The organism is Mangrovibacter phragmitis (assembly GCF_040429585.1).
GTDB lineage: Bacteria > Pseudomonadota > Gammaproteobacteria > Enterobacterales > Enterobacteriaceae > Mangrovibacter > Mangrovibacter phragmitis.
This window is the reverse complement of sequence record NZ_CP134782.1, coordinates 1,812,767-1,829,380: the sequence shown is the minus strand read 5'-3', so window position 1 is coordinate 1,829,380 and position 16,614 is coordinate 1,812,767. Positions and strand designations below refer to the sequence as shown.

Genomic DNA, 16,614 nt, shown 5'->3' with positions numbered 1-16,614 from the left:
TCAGTGCCCCCGCCGCCGGTCACGTATCCGGGCATCAGCTTCGCGGATGAGTTCCAGACGGTCTGTGTGGGACACCCGGTTACCGGGCAGGGACAACCGCCCCTGTGCGCCCCGGCCAGTGACCAGAAAGAACCGTTCCAGGTCCATGCCGTCCGCTTCCGGCAGAACCAGCCGGGCGGTGGTGTTCAGTCGGTTGATACTCATCATTCCTCCCCGATAACCCGGAAGTTGTCATCCCAGTGCGCTTTGTTCTTCACGAACTCCACCACGGCGGGCTGATGAAAGTTGTCCTGCGTGTCCACCCAGGGGGCAATCCACAGGCGCTGGACCGCATCAGGTACCCGCACGGCAGCCACCTGACCGGCGTTGTCCGTCTGACGGGACCGGACCGGAATGTATGAAGCCGTCAGGGCTGACGGGGGTAATACCGGTGTGGGCGTCAGGGCGGAGCCGGTGGTCAGCCGGGTGCCGGCCACCGTCCGGGGTGTCAGCAGACTGCCGGTCGTTGTGGCCCGGGCCGGAACGGCCGCCACTGAGAGGGGGCGGTCCGGGCTGACCAGTGGCCGGGTGTTGGTCAGGACCGGCAGGGGTTCAGTTACAGGCTTTTTTGCCGGGGTAACTTCCGTGGTGCTGAGGTCATCCAGGCTTTTGCCCCGGGCTGCCAGTTTGTTGGCATCCGTCATACTGAGGCACTGGTCAGTCGCGGTTTTGTTACAGTCAAAATCAGAATTCATACCGGCGCAGCCGGTTAACGCGCCGCACAGCAGTGCAGCGCCCATCAGTTTATGCATGAGCGGAATTCTCCGGTTCAGATTTAAGGTCAGTGGCAGGTCAGTGAGCGCCTGCAGGGCGGTGATTTATGAGATTATGAGAACAGGGATAACAATAAAAACAGGGTACCGGTTGTTATCCTTACACCACACCGGACGGTGTGTCGCACTGCCGCCACCCTGCGCTGTTATTTGGTGGTGTCCGGTGTTCTGATAAAGGGAACGGCACCCCCCGGTATCATGGTGGAAGGCAGTTTACCGTCCCAGCGTTCGGCGGTGGTCAGGCTGAGCATCCCCGGATTGTCTTTAATGGCGGCCCCTTTCTCCCTGATGGCCTCCGCTTCAGCGGCCCCTTTCAGTCTGATGGATTCAGCATCAGCCTTTGCCGTGGCCAGTTTACTGTTCGCTGCAGCCTGAGCCTGTGTCACCACAATTTCAGCCTGGATTTTTTCCGTCTGCAGATTCTGTTCCCGGGTCGCAATCGCAACTTCCGCTTTCATGCGATCCTCAACAGATTTCTCATAGGCAGGAGAAAAATCGATATTTTCAATCTGGACGGAATCAATAACGACCGGCCCGGCAACGGACTTACGCAGGGCGTTCTGCAGGTCGAGTACCAGTTTTGCCCGGTCCTGAACGGCACTGATAGCCGTGTACTGTCCAAAAATATTCTCCAGCTGTGTGGGTATCTGGCGGGCTATCAGTTTGGTTTTCATATTCGCAACTGTTCCGTAACTGGCATAAACCCGCGCCACCTCGGATGGCAGAATATGAAAGTTAACGGATACGGTCATTTTTGCCGGCTGCTGGTCACGGCTGTAAGCCCCCATATTGTCGTAAAGCATGGCATCGTGACGCACCGGGATGTCCACGACTGACTCAATGAAGGGATATTTAAGCCCGAAACCGGGTTCCGCAATCCTGACCACTTTACCCAGGCGGAGTACCACACCCCGGTCGCCCTGGTTTACGGTATAGGATGACAGGTACACGAGAACAGCCAGAATAATAAAGGCCATCCCCGAAAAAATAATACGAAGCCTGAGCTTATCCAGATTTCTGACGGAGTCTGCTTCCCCCTCATGCGGGGCATTGCTGTACAGCATTGGCATAACCTCTTTCTGACGAATTTGATAAGTGACGCCGGCCAGAGCCGGGAACGAACTGATGTGATAATGAAGAACGAATTATTTTTTGATGGTTGAGATATACCAGGTGGCACCATCCGGGCATACCCAGGCATCCTCCCCGGATGAAAACCAGCCTGGCGGTCTGGCCCCTGCGATTTTCAGCCTGCACTCATGCCGTATCCGGTTTTCCTGCGCAGTGGTCTGTTTTTCCTGAATCCATATTGCAATACTGCCATACACAGCCAATATGCCGGCCAGAGTCCATACAGTAATTTTCCAGGTATTATCAGAGTTAAACATGGATTGTGCTGCCTCCTGTAATGTTCAGTGCCCTGAGCAATGAGTCTGCCCGGCTCACATCATGAATTCCGCCACCCCGGTATGGATTAACCGTGCCCATATCACCAGTTCTGCGGCATACACCAGCGCCGGAATGGTCATATGACGCAGACCGGTTCTGGCCTGCGGACAGGTCATGGCCCGGACAACGGAAGTCAGATGTTTTGACAGAATGCCCTGCATGTCCGTCTCCTCAGTTAATGGTGTCACCGAGGCGCAGCTGTCTGGCCTGGCGCAAAATCTCATCCGGGTTGAGAGTGCCGGCACTGCCTGACGGTGTCGGCGGCGTGCTGCTGACGGCATTACTGACGGTCTCCCCCGCTTTCTGCACAGTCGCTTCAGCCTTTTTCGCGTCGGCATCTTCCAGCGTTTCCAGACGGAAGCCTTTCTGGAACACCACGGTCACCAGATTTCCGGCCCCGATATCAATCACCGGGTGATACTGTTCAGCCCGTTTTATCCAGTACTGGCTCAGGGTGTCGGCCGCTTTCTCTGCCCCGCCGCCAAAGCCCTGCTTCAGCACATCCAGGCCACTGACGGACGCGGTGGCACCGAGCCCCACAGTCGGTGTGGACGCGGATTTGATGCCGTCGCCAATCCCGGAGAGGAAACCGGCTGCGCCGGCATAACCGATAATCTTGCCGTTACGCATGACCGGTTTGCCACGAATGCCTTCCTTACCCTGATAACTCACATGCCCTTCAAACGGCATGTCCACATGTTTGCCGTTCTTCAGGATGCAGCTGATACTGCTGGTCCGGACTTCACCGCGTTCACTGGAAATGTCACCGTAAATTTCACCACTGACAAAACAGCCGTTCATGTCGTATTCATGGTTGTTGGGCATCTGCACCTGCCCGATAAGGCGAATGGTCACCGGCGTGGTGTTCTGGTTGCCGGTGACCGAGGCATTGGCATCCGCCCCTTCAATCATGACAGCGGCTGAAAACGACCCGGAGGGTATCCAGGGCAGGTGCGTTTCGTTTTTCTTCTTCAGGCTGTCATAGGTGAAATCGGTCTTGTCCAGCCCGCCGGTCAGCCGGGGAGAGTTCCCGGTGCCCGGATAAAACCCGGCGCCCTGCGCCGGATTCACACCAGCCCGGTTTCCGGTTCCTGTGGGCTGCACATGCCATTCAGCCGGTCTGGCCTGCCCGGTGGCCAGTGGTCCCGGTAACGGAGTGTTACCTGGCGTGGTGGTGGTCTGACTGTTGCCTGCCGGGGCGGCACTGCCCGTATTTTTACCCTGCTGCAGCTGCGCAATCTGCTGGTCTTTCTCCTGCAGTTTGCGCGTGAAATCATCATGGTTCTGCTTTATCTGCTGCGCCAGTTGCTGCACCTGCTGCTCCAGCGCGGAGGTGGCGGCCTGCTGCTGTTGCATGGCGGAGGTCTGCAGTTTGTCATCAAAAGTGGCGGTCACCACGCCCACCATGTTCGGGGTGGCCGGGGCGGATTTTGCCCGGGTCTGTCCGTCGTCACGGCCGAAGACCATGATGCCGGCAGTGGCCGCACCGGCGATGACCAGAACGGAAATCAGGACAGCCAACTGCTTGCGGCGGGTGGTGACATTAATGTTCAGTCCCATCAGTGGCGTACTCCGTCATCAGAGAAAATGACCCAGACATAGCCTTCACCGGATGCATACAGCTGGCGGGTTGAGAGCATCACGGCACGGACATTTTTCTGCCAGAAGTCTTTTTCATGCAGGGCTTGTGTCACCTGGCCACTGTTACGCATGCGGTAGCGGACAATACGCAGGTGAGCCCCCACAAACTGTTGTTCGGGGGTGAGTGTGACCGGAACGGGCGGGGTGTACTCCGTACTGCGGCTGACGGGATACACATCGAAATTATCCGGGACATCCCCTTTTGTGGCGGCGCGGGCGATATCCACCAGGGTTTTCTCATAGGACTGCCCCTCTTCCCAGGCTCTGGCTTCCGGATTCTGGCGGACCGGAAGTGACTGCGGTGTCAGGCGGATGGTACGGCCGGCACCCGGGCGGGGATGAACATTCAGTGAAACAGCCGCATCCTTATCGGTCTGCAGGAAAATGGTGAAATCCTGCCCGACCAGCGGCGAAATAATCAGGGCACCGTCCGTGGTGCTCTTTTTGTCATACGCACCGGCGGGACCGCTGATACTGGTAATCAGCTGACCGTCGATAACGATTTTGTTCGGGTTGGTGTCACTCAGGGTGACCGGGACCTGGGCGTTGTTGTCAAACGGAATGCCGGCGGGACCGGAGGCGGCCCGAAGGCCGCCGGCAAAGGTTCCGGTCAGAAGCAACACAGTGACTGCCGCCGGAGAAAAACGTTTTTTCACAGGCTGACTCCTGGTTATTTCTGTTTGGAGGGTTTAATGACTTCCGAAAATTCCTGCAGAACAGGCGTACCGTTCAGGTACTGAATTTTCAGACGGTAGGTTTTCTCTTCCGGCTTGAGCGGTGACGGGACCGTGGCCTGCCCGGTATTCAGGCGACCGTTGGTCGTTGAAGCGGACAGCGTTCCCGTGACCAGCATGTCACCCGGCGCGAGGGTCGTAATATCAGCGATATTGAAAACCGTGGTGACACCATTGCGTCTGATGTATTCAGCCTCAACATCCAGCACCTTCTTCATGGCATCCCGGGAGGCGGCCGGAACGTAACTGAGCAGAAGTTTTTGCTGGTTGTCGATGGTTTCCGGACTGACGGTCAGGCGAAGATAGACGAACGAGGTCGCCAGCATACTCATTAAATTTGAGTCGCCGCTTTTCGCATCAGAGGAGAATGGCTGGTTGTACACCATGGGCGTGGTGACGGTGCGCTGGGTGGAGGCAAAGTGCCAGGCCAGAAGGCTGGTGATGACAGTGGATGTCATACTGAGGACAAGTAACGCACACAAAATCATGAATGCGTATCCGAGGGACTTCTTACGACTCCCCTGAATCCGGTATTTCATCCGCTATGCCCTCCAGTGTCGGAAACTGGAATCAGGCAGGGCCTGAAAGACAGTGCGGAAAAGTGCGGTGGGTAAATACCAGTAGCAAAAATTAAGCAACCAGTAACTGCCCTGCCCTTTCTTAAAATACCTGACAGCAAACCAAAGTGTCCCGGCAACCACTAACATGACAAAGGCCATATTAAAAGCAATACCGATAACAATGACCGGTGCCACGACAAAGAATTCATCCTTTGGCAGACCAATAATACGGTCCGGCTGATTCAGTGTTTCCGGGAAGTCATATTTATCCACTTCCCCGTCCATGGTTAACCCCCGGCGGCGATTTGGAAGCCAATGCGGGTAAACAATATCATGACAGCAAGGCCGACAAATGACAGTGGCGAACGTGATTTAATATAGGTAAATACCGCAATAAAAATCTCGCCATAATAAAAATACTTTTCAATCGAAGAGCCATGACCAAATGTCGCCGTCACACTGGAGTCCTGAGACGATAATAAATCAGTGGCCAGTGCCGGGTGCATCATTGCCACCATCAGGGCAAGTACACCACCAAAAGCCGCAAGAGTTTTCAGGGCCTCCTTATATTGCGTGCGGTTATGTTGAATCCGGGGAAGAACAGAAGAAACAGACAGACTGTTGCCACCTCCGGTAATACTTCCGCTCAGGGTCATTGCAATTTTATTACGGACGGTGCGAAATACCGACGCTACCGCCCATCCCTTTCTGGTATGAAGGGCATTACCTGTTAAGTGCATTCAGGAAATCTCCACAATGTTCAGGAAAAGTGAATTTACGTAAGTCTTTGTTTACGCACCGCGATTTTCCCATGAAAGTAAAAAAAAAAAACTGTGATCTATGTCACATTTTTACGTGTTATTAGGAATTATCCGAACATGCCCGTCCTGTACCCTTGGTCTGGCAGGAAAAAACCCTGCAATAAAAATGGATAACGACATGAAAGTTAAAGAGAACCTTTACGAAAAGCGTGGGCGACCCCGGAAGTTCAAAGCCGGGGATATTACGGAATGGAATATTCGTGCTCCCGAAAACCTCTTAATGGAATTGCGGATATTTGCCCGGACACGGCAGCGGAGCATGAATGATGAAATAATGCAGCGCCTGATGGAGTCACTGAATTACCGTCCTGACATGCCCTTAATTAAAACGGTTGAGGGGCAACAACTGCAGGCGTTGTCGAGAAAATTCTATGAATGGATAACAGAAACTCATCCGGAAATACCCCCTAAACCGGAGGCGGAATCCACGGCAGACGAATCCACACATGCCTGGATAGATGAAAGGCGGGTCCTGTTGCCTGGAAAGACACAGCAGTACAGTATGCGAATTCCGGAAAATCTGGCGACAGAACTCCGGTTAATGGCACAAATAAACCAGCGCAGTATCAATGATGAGATACTGACCCGGCTGATGCACTCCCTGCATTATTTTACGGAAACCTGGGTGGGGCGGGATAAGGACATAACGGCCCTCAAGGTACTGGCGTTATCTTTTGATAAGTTTATCAGAGAACAAACAGAATCCGTCGAGAAAGCGGCGTTACCCTGGAATAAAAAAGAAAAATAAATATTGTTCTCAGCGCCAGCCCGCAGGCTGGCCTGACAGAAAATCATTCATCCTTCAAAAAATGAAGTCTCTCTGCTGCCGCTTCGGCTTCATTGATGGCGGTGATATTCCCACTGATGAGGTCATCAATTTTGTCGACCGAGTTGTCCCCGTTCATTTTCAGGTACATTTCACTGACCAGTGCCGTAAGAATCATTATTCCTTCCCGTGAACCGGTCACTTTTTTTATCAGGTCGCGTCGCCATCCTTCCAGGTCAAACGCACCTTTCTCTTCCCGGCTTTTATAAACCAGCAATCCGAGGCGCAGCAGTTCATTACACATGGAAGACACATTAACCTCAGATGGTGTCGCTCCATTCTGAATTTCAATCTGTACAATGTCGCGTATCTCGCGCTCTATTTTATCCTTGACGTAAATCCCCAGTCTTCCCATATTTTTTCTCTCCGGATGACAGTGTCGGGTCCGACACTGTCAGTATTAAATCTGCCAGGAAATCACATCCCGGACACGGGTCACGCGTATCGTACAATCCGACACCATCAGGTCTTATACAGGTAGTACAATCCGACACTAAGATATCGCACAGTGTGACACTGTGCGATATTAAACTCAATGATAGTTAACGGTATCTACATTGTGAGACATTTGTACGACATCCTGACACCAACAGTATCGTACAATCCGACACTACAATGTCGGAGGAAGCTACGATATTTTAACGTGATACATCAAAATTGCGCACATATATCAATATCAACTCACTGAATTTAAACATCTTATCTGCAAGGCGAAGCCTTGCGTGGGGTGTGAGGTAGTTGGAGGTAAGTAAAGAGCGGCAGATTTAAAAACCCAGATTGCCTGATTTTATATTTCAGCCCTGGCTGTAAGGCCATGATTAAAAGCGCTTCCGGCGCGTTTGTGAGGAAAAGTCTTGCGGAGCGTGATCGGCGGGGGTATTTTACGGACGATTCAACAGCGGCAATTTTACGACGTCTGACAAAGGTCACTGAAATGAAAAAATCACTCCTGGCCCTGCTGGCCTTTTCTGTTTCCGTTCAGGCCGCGCCGCAAATGTGCTTTAGCCAGGCGGGACGGGATTTTCATATTGACCCGCTACTGCTGACCGCTATTGCCATACAGGAATCCAGACTTATTCCCGATGCGGTGAATAAGGCGAACAAAAACGGAAGTGAAGATGTGTGCGGAATGCAGATAAACAGTTCTCATTATCCTGAGCTGAAGAAATTTAATATTTCCCGCGCCACCCTGTTACATGACCCCTGTTTGTGTGTGTACACGGGGGCATGGGTTCTGGCGAGAAACTTTAAGGCTTACGGGAAAAACTGGGACAGTGTTGGAATGTATAATGCGGGGGCATCGGTGAAAAACATCGGCATTCGTCGGGAGTATGCCAAAAAAATAAAAAGTATTTATACCATACTGCTGACCAGGCAGGCGCTGCTGTCACCACACCCTCACCCGGCGAATGATGTTAAAACGGTAATGAACAATAAAACCCCGGCATCGCCGGGGGAATGACACTTTTAACGCTCCGCACTGTGTGAATATAAAAAGACCTGCCGGATACGGGCAGGTCTTTTTACAGGGTTCAGGACATGATTTTTTTCATTTCCTCAGCCAGTCGCCATAATGCCTGGTTAAGTTTAATGTCACCGTCAATGCCTTTTATCGCGCGTGTCCGGGTGAGTTTTCCCTTTTTCGTCCGGGTACGTAATCCGCCCTGTATCATATTTTCCTGAACACGGTTGAACGTGGTCCATAAATCCGGGCTGTTGTCATACCAGCGGCGGGAATTTAACACCTGCGTGGCTGTCACCGGTTTTTCACCGTCCGGGTAACGGTATTCCAGTGCGGATTCGGCAAAGGCACGTTGTGCATCTTCTGACAGGGTAATGGCTTTCATCCCTTCCATTTCATCATTAATTTTGTCGAATATTCCCAGAACCTCATAGGCCCCTTCAATGACCTGCCCGACAATATCCCCTTTGTGCGGAATTCTTATTTCCGCAAAGTTCTTCCAGCACACCAGACCATTTGTACAAACCTGACGATACATGCCCGGGATCATCTGATACGAGCTGGAGCCGTCATGGCTGTTTAATAAAATAATTTCCGGGACTTCCTGCCCGTTCACCTGGTCATGACGGCGCAGGCGTAACAGGTGTTTGGTATATTCACGGCGGGATTCATCATTCACCCGCGCCTGGGTGGCGAAATAAGGGACGAAACCCTCTTCAAATAATTTATCCACCAGGGTGATGGTGGGAATATAAGTATAACGGTCTGAGCGGGACTCATGTTTTTCTTCCGAAAAGACACTGGGGACAAATTGCGCCAGTTCGTCCCGGGTCAGCGGACGTTCTTTGCGGATGGTGTTGCCGGTACGGTAACGGGATGCAAATGAAATCATGAATAATTCTCCTGTGTGTATGAAATTTGAAGGTTCCCGGGCCGGGTCAGTCCTGGCGGGATTCGTTGTCCAGTACAACCAGTGAGGTAATTCCGGTCACCGGATTGCGGGAAGGAATATTGCGAATAAAACCATCAGTACGCAGTGTGGTTTTACGCCCCCATCTTTCCGAGGGCTCCTGAGCGGCGGTGTTGACGTTGTGTGTGTTCATCCTGGTGTCTCCTTCTCTGGGGGTTAAGCCATCTCTCGTCGGGACCTTTCGCGGCAAAGGGCGGGGTAGCGACGGCGCAAGGAGGAAGGAAAGGGGCGGAGACAACAGTTTTTGTCCGGCCGTTCGGGCAAAAAGTGTTGGCGGAGTTTATATACCCCTTGGATGACGACGCGACGGTGCTACACAAAGCCCTCCGCGTAAGGCACTGACGTGAGTGGCCACCCGGGGGGCGGAAACAGGATGAACACACCCGACACGCCAGGGCGTGTCGTCCTCAGCGCCCGGCGGCTTCTTCGCCGGGCAGTGAAAGCGACGCCGGCGCCAGCCGGTGTGAGCGACAGGGTGTGGCCACTGCGTCAGGGATGGAAACCCGCCGCCCCGGAGGGGCCGGGCAGAGACAGCATCGCTGGCTCTGTGCGGAGCATGACAGCCCGCCCGGACGCCCGGTGTCACAGACCGGGATGCCCCCGCCACAGCAGGAAAATGACGAACAGGAATAACAACAGCAGGAATAACAACAGAAAGCCCCGACGCCGTAGCCAGTGACAAACCGCGCACCGGCACAGAATACCCGGGAAGACGACACAGACAGGGAGGAGCCGGGGAAGCGCCGCAGGCGCATCCGGGTTTTTCCGGCCCCGCAGGGGCCAGGGGTTTCCCGCCGTGCTGCAGGCAGGAAAAAGGGGCTGCCAGCGAGCCGGCAACCCCTTCATAAGGCACTTGTGGCAGAACAGGACATCATCAGCCCTGAAAAGGCGGGGTTTCCCCCGCCTCCGGGTTGCTACTTACCAGGTTCGTAGGCCAGCACGGCAGCGACCTCCCGATCTCCGTCCTTCAGGCGGATTTCACAGAGTGATTTCCGGGTCAGGAAGGTGAATACCAGCAGTGTGAGACACACTATCAGTAAGCACCAGATAACGGGCTGTTGCGGCAGTTTCATGGCCTTCTCTCCTTGCCTTTCGGCAGGTAAGAGGCTACTCTGATGTTGTCGAGACATAGAGATGAGCCTCACTGGTTAATTGAAAAATTACCTTTGGGGCTTTTCTTCTTTCTGCCTCACAACAACGGCACAAACCACCTGAAACGTCATGAGGCAAAAAGCCTCAAGCGCCACCGCCATTATACCGCCCTTTACCCTGACCGACCAGGAAAAACCGCCCCAAAACACCGGGCAGTCATTCCTTTTTTTATCTTTTTACAACGGGTTACACTGACAACAGTCAGACCCGTGGCGGCAGCATCCCCGGATAACGGCTGGCCACAATATCATTGAGCCGGTCAACCAGTTCAGGTCGGTTAAACGTGATGTGCGCCGTGCCCTTTTTGAAATACCGCACACTGAAATATGTCCCCGGCCAGACGGTGTCCCCGTCGAAACCGTTCGCCCGGAAATGGGCGTCAAACTGCGCCCCGGCGGCTACCCGAAAATCCGGCACTGGTTTCTTTTCGAGCAGATAAAAAACCCGGGCCAGATCATCGAGCTTCGCCTGTCCGGTATGGCTGAAACTGGTGCCGTACCGCTGTACGTCGAGCAACCGGCTGACCACAATGCGTTTTCCAAAGCGACAGGGGTTATTGGTTTTGTAATCCCAGGACAACTGGCGAAACACGTCAACCAGCCCCTGCGCAAAAGTTTCATCGCTGTTTTCACTGAGCTGGCGGAACGTGGCCAGAACGGTATCCAGGGTGATTTCTGGCAGGTTTTCCCCCTCAAGCTGGCGATCCCACTCATCCCGCTGCTTCTGGCTCATCAGGGTATACATGCCCGTATCACTCATCAGGCGATCCCAGATTTTGCCGTCAACCAGGTGACACAGCGCCCGGCGGTCGGCCTGTGGGCCTTTGGCTGACATGACGGCCTGAGAGACCAGCAGGTCATAACCTGAAAGCCACTCCTTATTTGCTGCCCGGAGAAAAATTTCACGGGCATCACGCAGCAGGGTCAGGGCCTGCGCGTACTTGCTGAGTCCTGCGTCACGGTCAGCAAGAATGCGTTCAATCGCCACGGAGGGGATCAGTTCCGTGCCAGCGCTGTGCAGTGTCTGCGCTTCCGTCATATCCGTGCAGGCCGCCGGGGCCGCTCCCATCAGTAAATCAGTCATATCAGTCTCCTGTGTGTTGCGGTCACTATCTCTTTCCATTTTCGTGATGCGTGGTTTTGTCTGCCGGAACCTGACGGGGACGGAGCAGACCGTTCTTAAACCCCTGAAACAGATACCAGACATTGTCGAAGGCACTGAATTTCACCCCGTAGTGCCGGTGAGATTCTTCCCCACAGGCAGCATTAAACTCCGCCTCATCCACTGCGGAACGAAAGCGGGCCATCAGCCGTTTCCCCCATCTTTCCGAGGGCTCCTGAGCGGCGGTGTTGACGTTGTGTGTGTTCATCCTGGTGTTCTCCTTCTCTGGGGGTTAAGCCATCTCTCGTCGGGACCTTTCGCGGCAAAGGGCGAAGTAGCGACGGCGCAAGGAGGAAGGAAAGGGGCGGAGACAACAGTTTTTGTCCGGCCGTTCGGGAAAAAAGTGTTGGCGGAGTTTATATACCCCTTGGATGACGACGCGACGGTGCTACACAAAGCCCTCCGCGTAAGGCACTGACGTGAGTGGCCACCCGGGGGCAGAAACAGGATGAACACACCCGACACGCCAGGGCGTGTCGTCCTCAGCGCCCGGCGGCTTCTTCGCCGGGCAGTGAAAGCGACGCCGGCGTCAGCCGGTGTGAGCGACAGGGTGTGGCCCCTGCGTCAGGGATGGAAACCCGCTGCCCCGGAGGGGCCGGGCAGAGACAGCACCGCTGGCTCTGTGCGGAGCATGACAGCCCGCCCGGACGCCCGGTGTCACCGACCATGCGTGACACACCATCACCACGACAGAAAGATAAAAATCCCGCCGGACAGCCAGGACACTGACAGACAGAACTGGCAGACACCCTGCCCGGTCTCCAGTCAGGGATAACACACGCGGACGGGAATGCGGGGGGCCGCAGGCCCCCTGTCTCCCGGCTCCCGCAGGGAGCTGCAGGCCTTTCGGGCGCACAGACCGTGCCCGGCGTACCGGGCCGCAGTCCGGCACCGGTCAGCTTTCGCTCCCGTCTTCTGCTGAATAATGAAAGTCTGCCGCTTCCACGATGTCGTTAAAGAGACTATTTTCCGGGGTGATCATGTCCAGTTCGGCGGCCAGGTGCATCATATTCGCCAGAAAGTCGATCATCACGGTCCAGACCGTTTCACCGTCCTGTGCCAGCCCGGTCATTCCGGCATACTGCCACAGCGCCTGCGCAGCCAGCCCGGCCCGGTCACTGTTTCCGTCAATACGCAGGGGGATTTCACGCCCTTCAGCGCGCCCGGCGATCGCTTCCAGTACACGGGCAGGGATTTCTTCCGGTGCCATGTCGCCAGGGCAAAGGCACACCGCATCATGCTGTTTCTGTGTCATGTCATGTTCTCCTGAAGCGGCGGCCCTGCCGGTGCAGGGTCGCCGGGGTTATCAGGCCTGTTTCAGGCCGGGAAGGTTCGCGTTGTAACGTACCTGGTAGTCGGTGTAGCTCCCGCCATGGATTCGGGGTTCCATGCTGGTAACGTTCTCCGCCTGGTGGTTCATCACCATGATGTGCTCCACCCACTCAAAGAGGTCTGCTTCCTGCGGCACCGGAAACCAGAGGTTTTTATTTGCCCCACTCAGCACGTCATGACCGGTAAAGTGTATGGCTTCGCCACCCGACAGCCGGGAGTGGATCACGGTGACATCCCGGCGCTGGCTCTCCGTGAGCGTCACACAACGGGCCATGTCTTCGGCAATGTCTGACCATTCCCACTGCATCAGTGGCGGGGTTTTCCAGCTGACAGAGCAGAGCATCAGCCCCAGTGCCGTCGCCAGATTTTCGCCCGTCTGCGTCACCGCCGGTGCGCCGTCCTGGTCGCGGCAGCCGGTGACGGCCACCCCGTTCAGAATGATGCCCCGTGCGCCGTTCTCCAGGTTCACCAGCCACAGGCCGGAGAGCGATTTTCGCTGTAATGCGTCCATTCTGTTTTCCTCAGTGAATGACCGGGCTGGCCGGGAGGGTGGATATAAACGCGCGCCATGCCGGGCGCAGGGTTGCCATGGCGTGAGCCTGTTCGGCCTGTACCGTGGTCATAAACACCTGCCACTGCGCGAACGGCATACGGGGAACCCGGGCCGGTTTCCCGGCATGGAGATCATTTACAAACGCTTTCGCCTGTGAGACGATTTGCGGGTCGAAATTCATCGGTGTACTCCTTGTGAGTGATTGATGAACCCGGAACCAGTGAGGGCTCACTGAATCCGGATTAAGGAAGCAGGGGCAACCCTGCTTTTTTAATGCCCGGCGTCCGGCGTTTTCCGGGGGAAAATGTCCACCCCGGCCCGTTTAATCTCACGCAGGAACGGGCGGAAGTGCTTTCCCGTCGCCACCGCCACATGGTGCCCGTGGCGGTCAGTACCGGCACTGAGCAGGTAGGCATACTGCTCACACATTTTCTCTGGCCAGCGCTTTCTGAAGGCTTTCAGCTGCGCGACAGACCGGAACTCATAAACATCCATATCCTCGTCTGCGGTGCCTTTCTTCCCTGCCGCCATCAGAATGAGATAACCGGTTTCGGTCCCTGCGGGTCTGTACGGTTTTACCCCCCATCTTTCCGAGGGCTCCTGAGCGGCGGTGTTGACGTTGTGTGTGTTCATCCTGGTGTCTCCTTCTCTGGGGGTTAAGCCATCTCTCGTCGGGACCTTTCGCGGCAAAGGGCGGGGTAGCGACGGCGCAAGGAGGAAGGAAAGGGGCGGAGACAACAGTTTTTGTCCGGCCGTTCGGGCAAAAACTGTTGGCGGAGTTTATATACCCCTTGGATGACGACGCGACGGTGCTACACAAAGCCCTCCGCGTAAGGCACTGACGTGAGTGGCCACCCGGGGGGCGGAAACAGGATGAACGCACCCGACACGCCAGGGCGTGTCGTCCTCAGCGCCCGGCGGCTTCTTCGCCGGGCAGTGAAAGCGACGCCGGCGCCAGCCGGTGTGAGCGACAGGGTGTGGCCACTGCGTCAGGGATGGAAACCCGCCGCCCCGGAGGGGCCGGGCAGAGACAGCATCGCTGGCTCTGTGCGGAGCATGACAGCCCGCCCGGACGCCCGGTGTCACAGACCGGGATGCCCCCGCCACAACAGGAAAATGACGAACAGGAATAACAACAGAAAACCCCGACACCGTAGCCAGTGACAGACAGCGTACCGGTACAGAACACCCGGGGAAACGACACAGACAGGGAGGAGCCGGGGGAGCGCCGCAGGCGCATCCCGGTTTTTCCGGCCCCGCAGGGGCCAGGGGTTTCCCGCCGTGCTGCAGGCAGGAAAAAGGGGCTGCCAGCGAACCGGCAACCCCTTCATAAGGCACTTGTGGCAGAACAGGACATCATCAGCCCCTGAATGGCGGGGGTTTCCCCCCGCCGGGGTTGGCTACTTAGCGGGTTCGTAAGCCATAAAAGCCGCCACCTCCCTGTTCATGTCCCTGTACCGTATTTCGCAGAGCGATTTTCGGGTCAGGAAAGTGAATATCAACAGTGTGAGACACACAATTAATACGCACCAGATCAGGGTACTTCGTGGCAGTTTCATGGCCTTCTTCTCCTTGCCTTACGGCAGCTAAGAGGCTATTCTGTTGGTGTCTAGTCAAGCAGATGGCCTCGTGTGGTTGGTTAATAAAATTAACTTCCTACGGGGCTTTTCTTCTTTCTGCCTCACAACAACGGCACAAACCACCTGAAACGTCATGAGGCAAAAAGCCTCAAGCGCCACCGCCATTATACCGCCCTTTACCCTGACCGACCAGGAAAAACCGCCCCAAAACACCGGGCAGTCATTCCTTTTTTTATCTTTTTACAACGGGTTACACTGATAACAGTCAGACCCGTGGCGGCAGCATCCCCGGATAACGGCTGGCCACAATGTCATTGAGCCGGTCAGCCGGTTCACCACGTTCGTCAGATAGCGGCGGTGCCGCCGGGCCAGTGCCAGTTCTTCCCGCCACGGGTTCACTTTCTTCATGCGGCCTCCCGCCTGAACGTCAGTTTGTTGGGCACCTGCCAGCGTTCAGCCATGCGCACCCGGACGGATGAGGCAGCCACGATATCCCGCACGGCGAGTAACCGGCTCCAGAGTGGATCACCGGCCTGCTCCAGCCAGACCACGTCAGCCAGTGATGCGAACCGGCTGCACCACGCAGTAAACAGCCCGGACAGTTCCCGCTCATTCAGGTCATCCTGCCAGCGTTCGTACCAGGCCCCCACGGTGTCCGGGGAATGAAAATTCAGTTCAGTCCGGGCCTGACTGACCAGGTTCTGTTGCTGCAGGGCAGCCTGCGCCATGCGGTTATCTTCCTGGCGGCCGGCCTTGTGCCGTTTCAGTCCGGCCTGACGCTCCAGGCGGGTACGTTTGCGGAACGCCACATCCGGGAACAGCGCACCGGCGACCGCGAGGGGGAGCGGCAGCGGGCAGTGTTCGCCCTGCGAAGCGAGCAGCTCATCCAGGGCGCTTTCCACCTCTTTCAGGGTTCCCTGCCCGTTGCGGGGAGACCAGACCAGTGCGGGAATGGCCCGTGCGTTGGTGGCATTGAGTCTGCCCGACCCGGTCAGCAGGCGCAGGAAAGTCCGGGCATACGGATGTTCAGGCAGCCGGTTCCCGGCCTGCCGGTCTTCTTCCACCCGGGTAATGGCCTGCAGGGCCGCCTGCCGGGCAGGATGCAGGGAGGTCAGTGAACGGTTGACGGGGATCATGCGACCACCTCCTCATCCAGCAGAGAGGCCACCGTGCGGGGGGTACAGCCGAACCGGCAGAGGGAGGCCACCCGCGCCAGCCACTGCGCGGTGAGCTGCGGTTCAAGCTGTTCGCCGGACATCAGCGGGCGCAGCACACTGCCGTCCGGCGAAGCCAGCAGCAGCAACCAGGTTCCGCTCAGTTCGCCGGGGCTGCACAGGCACACCACCACCGCCGGGTTATCGACCGGTGAGAACCGGCACTGGACCGGGAACAGCCCGCCAAATTCACCCCGGCATTCCGGGATAACCGTCCACCCTTCCGGGATCATAATGGTCGCCAGCACATCGCTGGTCAGGGACTGGCGGGTCACCTCGCCGCTTTCACGGATGGCTTCAAAATCACAGGCAGAAAAATTATTCAGGTCGGTCAGGGAATACATGGG

The 16,614-nt window shown here is 56.0% G+C and carries 26 protein-coding genes and 1 pseudogene; 2 read left to right on the top strand and 25 right to left on the bottom strand.

Annotation, left to right across the window (positions count from 1 at the left end; all coding sequences use genetic code 11):
- From MPHASIOC01_RS08800 to MPHASIOC01_RS08755, 10 genes are all read right to left on the bottom strand, one after another.
- Positions 1-207 (bottom strand): hypothetical protein, encoded by a 207-nt coding sequence (locus tag MPHASIOC01_RS08800; protein WP_353614398.1) that lies wholly within the window; start codon positions 205-207, stop codon positions 1-3.
- Positions 204-791, bottom strand: coding sequence for a type IV conjugative transfer system lipoprotein TraV (gene traV / locus MPHASIOC01_RS08795; protein ID WP_353614397.1), 588 nt, complete (start codon positions 789-791; stop codon positions 204-206). Before traV ends, MPHASIOC01_RS08800 begins: the two co-directional genes overlap by 4 nt.
- A 167-nt stretch (positions 792-958) precedes the next feature.
- The gene (locus tag MPHASIOC01_RS08790) at positions 959-1,789 is read right to left on the bottom strand and encodes an SPFH domain-containing protein (protein WP_353614917.1); all 831 of its coding nucleotides are present in this window, start codon (positions 1,787-1,789) and stop codon (positions 959-961) included.
- A 168-nt stretch (positions 1,790-1,957) separates the two neighbouring features.
- Positions 1,958-2,200, bottom strand: a complete 243-nt coding sequence (locus tag MPHASIOC01_RS08785) for a hypothetical protein (protein ID WP_353614396.1) — start codon at positions 2,198-2,200, stop codon at positions 1,958-1,960.
- Between the two features lie 54 nt (positions 2,201-2,254).
- Positions 2,255-2,422, bottom strand: a complete 168-nt coding sequence (locus MPHASIOC01_RS08780) for a hypothetical protein (RefSeq protein WP_353614395.1) — start codon at positions 2,420-2,422, stop codon at positions 2,255-2,257.
- 10 nt (positions 2,423-2,432) lie between these two features.
- Positions 2,433-3,821 carry an F-type conjugal transfer pilus assembly protein TraB gene (gene traB, locus MPHASIOC01_RS08775; RefSeq protein WP_353614394.1) on the bottom strand — a complete coding sequence of 463 codons (1,389 nt, stop codon included), beginning with the start codon at positions 3,819-3,821 and terminating at the stop codon, positions 2,433-2,435.
- Entirely contained in the window at positions 3,821-4,558 is a 738-nt protein-coding gene (gene traK / locus MPHASIOC01_RS08770) for a type-F conjugative transfer system secretin TraK (RefSeq protein WP_353614393.1), read from the bottom strand. The genes traB and traK overlap by 1 nt, the downstream gene beginning before the upstream one ends.
- Positions 4,559-4,572: 14 nt before the next feature.
- The gene (locus tag MPHASIOC01_RS08765; RefSeq protein WP_353614392.1) at positions 4,573-5,175 is read right to left on the bottom strand and encodes a TraE/TraK family type IV conjugative transfer system protein; all 603 of its coding nucleotides are present in this window, start codon (positions 5,173-5,175) and stop codon (positions 4,573-4,575) included.
- A gap of 3 nt (positions 5,176-5,178) precedes the next feature.
- A complete protein-coding gene (gene traL / locus MPHASIOC01_RS08760) occupies positions 5,179-5,481 on the bottom strand; it encodes a type IV conjugative transfer system protein TraL (protein WP_353614391.1) in 303 nt (100 codons plus the stop codon).
- 2 nt (positions 5,482-5,483) lie between these two features.
- Positions 5,484-5,936, bottom strand: coding sequence for a type IV conjugative transfer system pilin TraA (locus MPHASIOC01_RS08755; protein WP_353614390.1), 453 nt, complete (start codon positions 5,934-5,936; stop codon positions 5,484-5,486).
- A gap of 199 nt (positions 5,937-6,135) precedes the next feature.
- On the opposite strand from MPHASIOC01_RS08755, the gene MPHASIOC01_RS08750 reads away from it, so the two are divergent.
- Positions 6,136-6,765 carry an Arc family DNA-binding protein gene (locus MPHASIOC01_RS08750; protein WP_353614389.1) on the top strand — a complete coding sequence of 210 codons (630 nt, stop codon included), beginning with the start codon at positions 6,136-6,138 and terminating at the stop codon, positions 6,763-6,765.
- Between the two features lie 43 nt (positions 6,766-6,808).
- Here MPHASIOC01_RS08750 and MPHASIOC01_RS08745 read toward each other — a convergent pair whose 3' ends face one another.
- A complete protein-coding gene (locus MPHASIOC01_RS08745) occupies positions 6,809-7,198 on the bottom strand; it encodes a relaxosome protein TraM (protein WP_353614388.1) in 390 nt (129 codons plus the stop codon).
- Between the two features lie 579 nt (positions 7,199-7,777).
- Between MPHASIOC01_RS08745 and MPHASIOC01_RS08740 the strand changes: the two genes are divergently transcribed.
- On the top strand, positions 7,778-8,305 hold the full coding sequence (locus MPHASIOC01_RS08740; protein WP_353614387.1) for a lytic transglycosylase domain-containing protein: 528 nt from the start codon (positions 7,778-7,780) through the stop codon (positions 8,303-8,305).
- 70 nt (positions 8,306-8,375) lie between these two features.
- On the opposite strand, the gene MPHASIOC01_RS08735 is transcribed toward MPHASIOC01_RS08740, so the two are convergent.
- From MPHASIOC01_RS08735 to psiB, 14 genes and pseudogenes are all read right to left on the bottom strand, one after another.
- On the bottom strand, positions 8,376-9,194 hold the full coding sequence (locus MPHASIOC01_RS08735) for a DUF932 domain-containing protein (protein WP_353614916.1): 819 nt from the start codon (positions 9,192-9,194) through the stop codon (positions 8,376-8,378).
- A gap of 49 nt (positions 9,195-9,243) precedes the next feature.
- Complete coding sequence (locus MPHASIOC01_RS08730; RefSeq protein WP_353614386.1) at positions 9,244-9,408, bottom strand: hypothetical protein; 165 nt, start codon at positions 9,406-9,408, stop codon at positions 9,244-9,246.
- A 781-nt stretch (positions 9,409-10,189) separates the two neighbouring features.
- Positions 10,190-10,348 (bottom strand): type I toxin-antitoxin system Hok family toxin, encoded by a 159-nt coding sequence (locus tag MPHASIOC01_RS08725; RefSeq protein WP_405027753.1) that lies wholly within the window; start codon positions 10,346-10,348, stop codon positions 10,190-10,192.
- 280 nt (positions 10,349-10,628) lie between these two features.
- Positions 10,629-11,465 carry a DUF4942 domain-containing protein gene (locus tag MPHASIOC01_RS08720; protein ID WP_353614914.1) on the bottom strand — a complete coding sequence of 279 codons (837 nt, stop codon included), beginning with the start codon at positions 11,463-11,465 and terminating at the stop codon, positions 10,629-10,631.
- Between the two features lie 70 nt (positions 11,466-11,535).
- Positions 11,536-11,796 (bottom strand): hypothetical protein, encoded by a 261-nt coding sequence (locus tag MPHASIOC01_RS08715; RefSeq protein ID WP_353614385.1) that lies wholly within the window; start codon positions 11,794-11,796, stop codon positions 11,536-11,538.
- A gap of 687 nt (positions 11,797-12,483) precedes the next feature.
- A complete protein-coding gene (locus tag MPHASIOC01_RS08710) occupies positions 12,484-12,843 on the bottom strand; it encodes a hypothetical protein (protein WP_353614384.1) in 360 nt (119 codons plus the stop codon).
- Positions 12,844-12,894: 51 nt separating this feature from the next.
- Positions 12,895-13,431 (bottom strand): hypothetical protein, encoded by a 537-nt coding sequence (locus MPHASIOC01_RS08705; RefSeq protein WP_353614383.1) that lies wholly within the window; start codon positions 13,429-13,431, stop codon positions 12,895-12,897.
- A gap of 10 nt (positions 13,432-13,441) precedes the next feature.
- Positions 13,442-13,654: a hypothetical protein gene (locus tag MPHASIOC01_RS08700; protein WP_353614996.1), complete on the bottom strand. Its 213-nt coding sequence runs from the start codon at positions 13,652-13,654 to the stop codon at positions 13,442-13,444.
- 89 nt (positions 13,655-13,743) lie between these two features.
- Positions 13,744-14,106, bottom strand: coding sequence for a hypothetical protein (locus MPHASIOC01_RS08695; RefSeq protein WP_353614382.1), 363 nt, complete (start codon positions 14,104-14,106; stop codon positions 13,744-13,746).
- A gap of 767 nt (positions 14,107-14,873) precedes the next feature.
- Positions 14,874-14,993, bottom strand: coding sequence for a type I toxin-antitoxin system Hok family toxin (locus tag MPHASIOC01_RS08690; protein WP_353614913.1), 120 nt, complete (start codon positions 14,991-14,993; stop codon positions 14,874-14,876).
- Positions 14,941-15,090, bottom strand: a pseudogene (locus tag MPHASIOC01_RS08685) (DUF5431 family protein); the annotation flags it as partial. The pseudogene MPHASIOC01_RS08685 and the gene MPHASIOC01_RS08690, both read right to left, overlap by 53 nt.
- A gap of 203 nt (positions 15,091-15,293) precedes the next feature.
- Positions 15,294-15,461 (bottom strand): hypothetical protein, encoded by a 168-nt coding sequence (locus tag MPHASIOC01_RS08680; RefSeq protein ID WP_353614381.1) that lies wholly within the window; start codon positions 15,459-15,461, stop codon positions 15,294-15,296.
- Positions 15,458-16,189 carry a plasmid SOS inhibition protein A gene (locus MPHASIOC01_RS08675; RefSeq protein WP_353614380.1) on the bottom strand — a complete coding sequence of 244 codons (732 nt, stop codon included), beginning with the start codon at positions 16,187-16,189 and terminating at the stop codon, positions 15,458-15,460. The genes MPHASIOC01_RS08680 and MPHASIOC01_RS08675 overlap by 4 nt, the downstream gene beginning before the upstream one ends.
- A complete protein-coding gene (gene psiB, locus MPHASIOC01_RS08670; protein WP_353614379.1) occupies positions 16,186-16,611 on the bottom strand; it encodes a conjugation system SOS inhibitor PsiB in 426 nt (141 codons plus the stop codon). Before psiB ends, MPHASIOC01_RS08675 begins: the two co-directional genes overlap by 4 nt.
- Positions 16,612-16,614 lie beyond the last annotated feature (3 nt).

Bases quoted from the DNA above. Each gene is read 5' to 3' on its own strand.
- MPHASIOC01_RS08730 (WP_353614386.1), bottom strand. From the start codon at position 9,408: ATGAACACACACAACGTCAACACCGCCGCTCAGGAGCCCTCGGAAAGA.
- MPHASIOC01_RS08675 (WP_353614380.1), bottom strand. From the start codon at position 16,189: ATGATCCCCGTCAACCGTTCACTGACCTCCCTGCATCCTGCCCGGCAG.
- MPHASIOC01_RS08695 (WP_353614382.1), bottom strand. From the start codon at position 14,106: ATGAACACACACAACGTCAACACCGCCGCTCAGGAGCCCTCGGAAAGA.
- MPHASIOC01_RS08750 (WP_353614389.1), top strand. From the start codon at position 6,136: ATGAAAGTTAAAGAGAACCTTTACGAAAAGCGTGGGCGACCCCGGAAG.
- MPHASIOC01_RS08680 (WP_353614381.1), bottom strand. From the start codon at position 15,461: ATGAAGAAAGTGAACCCGTGGCGGGAAGAACTGGCACTGGCCCGGCGG.
- MPHASIOC01_RS08740 (WP_353614387.1), top strand. From the start codon at position 7,778: ATGAAAAAATCACTCCTGGCCCTGCTGGCCTTTTCTGTTTCCGTTCAG.
- psiB (WP_353614379.1), bottom strand. From the start codon at position 16,611: ATGTATTCCCTGACCGACCTGAATAATTTTTCTGCCTGTGATTTTGAA.
- traL (WP_353614391.1), bottom strand. From the start codon at position 5,481: ATGGACGGGGAAGTGGATAAATATGACTTCCCGGAAACACTGAATCAG.
- traB (WP_353614394.1), bottom strand. From the start codon at position 3,821: ATGGGACTGAACATTAATGTCACCACCCGCCGCAAGCAGTTGGCTGTC.
- MPHASIOC01_RS08720 (WP_353614914.1), bottom strand. From the start codon at position 11,465: ATGACGGAAGCGCAGACACTGCACAGCGCTGGCACGGAACTGATCCCC.
- MPHASIOC01_RS08745 (WP_353614388.1), bottom strand. From the start codon at position 7,198: ATGGGAAGACTGGGGATTTACGTCAAGGATAAAATAGAGCGCGAGATA.
- MPHASIOC01_RS08790 (WP_353614917.1), bottom strand. From the start codon at position 1,789: ATGGCCTTTATTATTCTGGCTGTTCTCGTGTACCTGTCATCCTATACC.
- traV (WP_353614397.1), bottom strand. From the start codon at position 791: ATGCATAAACTGATGGGCGCTGCACTGCTGTGCGGCGCGTTAACCGGC.
- MPHASIOC01_RS08755 (WP_353614390.1), bottom strand. From the start codon at position 5,936: ATGCACTTAACAGGTAATGCCCTTCATACCAGAAAGGGATGGGCGGTA.
- MPHASIOC01_RS08725 (WP_405027753.1), bottom strand. From the start codon at position 10,348: ATGAAACTGCCGCAACAGCCCGTTATCTGGTGCTTACTGATAGTGTGT.
- MPHASIOC01_RS08785 (WP_353614396.1), bottom strand. From the start codon at position 2,200: ATGTTTAACTCTGATAATACCTGGAAAATTACTGTATGGACTCTGGCC.
- MPHASIOC01_RS08705 (WP_353614383.1), bottom strand. From the start codon at position 13,431: ATGGACGCATTACAGCGAAAATCGCTCTCCGGCCTGTGGCTGGTGAAC.
- MPHASIOC01_RS08765 (WP_353614392.1), bottom strand. From the start codon at position 5,175: ATGAAATACCGGATTCAGGGGAGTCGTAAGAAGTCCCTCGGATACGCA.
- MPHASIOC01_RS08700 (WP_353614996.1), bottom strand. From the start codon at position 13,654: ATGAATTTCGACCCGCAAATCGTCTCACAGGCGAAAGCGTTTGTAAAT.
- MPHASIOC01_RS08800 (WP_353614398.1), bottom strand. From the start codon at position 207: ATGATGAGTATCAACCGACTGAACACCACCGCCCGGCTGGTTCTGCCG.
- MPHASIOC01_RS08715 (WP_353614385.1), bottom strand. From the start codon at position 11,796: ATGAACACACACAACGTCAACACCGCCGCTCAGGAGCCCTCGGAAAGA.
- MPHASIOC01_RS08780 (WP_353614395.1), bottom strand. From the start codon at position 2,422: ATGCAGGGCATTCTGTCAAAACATCTGACTTCCGTTGTCCGGGCCATG.
- MPHASIOC01_RS08710 (WP_353614384.1), bottom strand. From the start codon at position 12,843: ATGACACAGAAACAGCATGATGCGGTGTGCCTTTGCCCTGGCGACATG.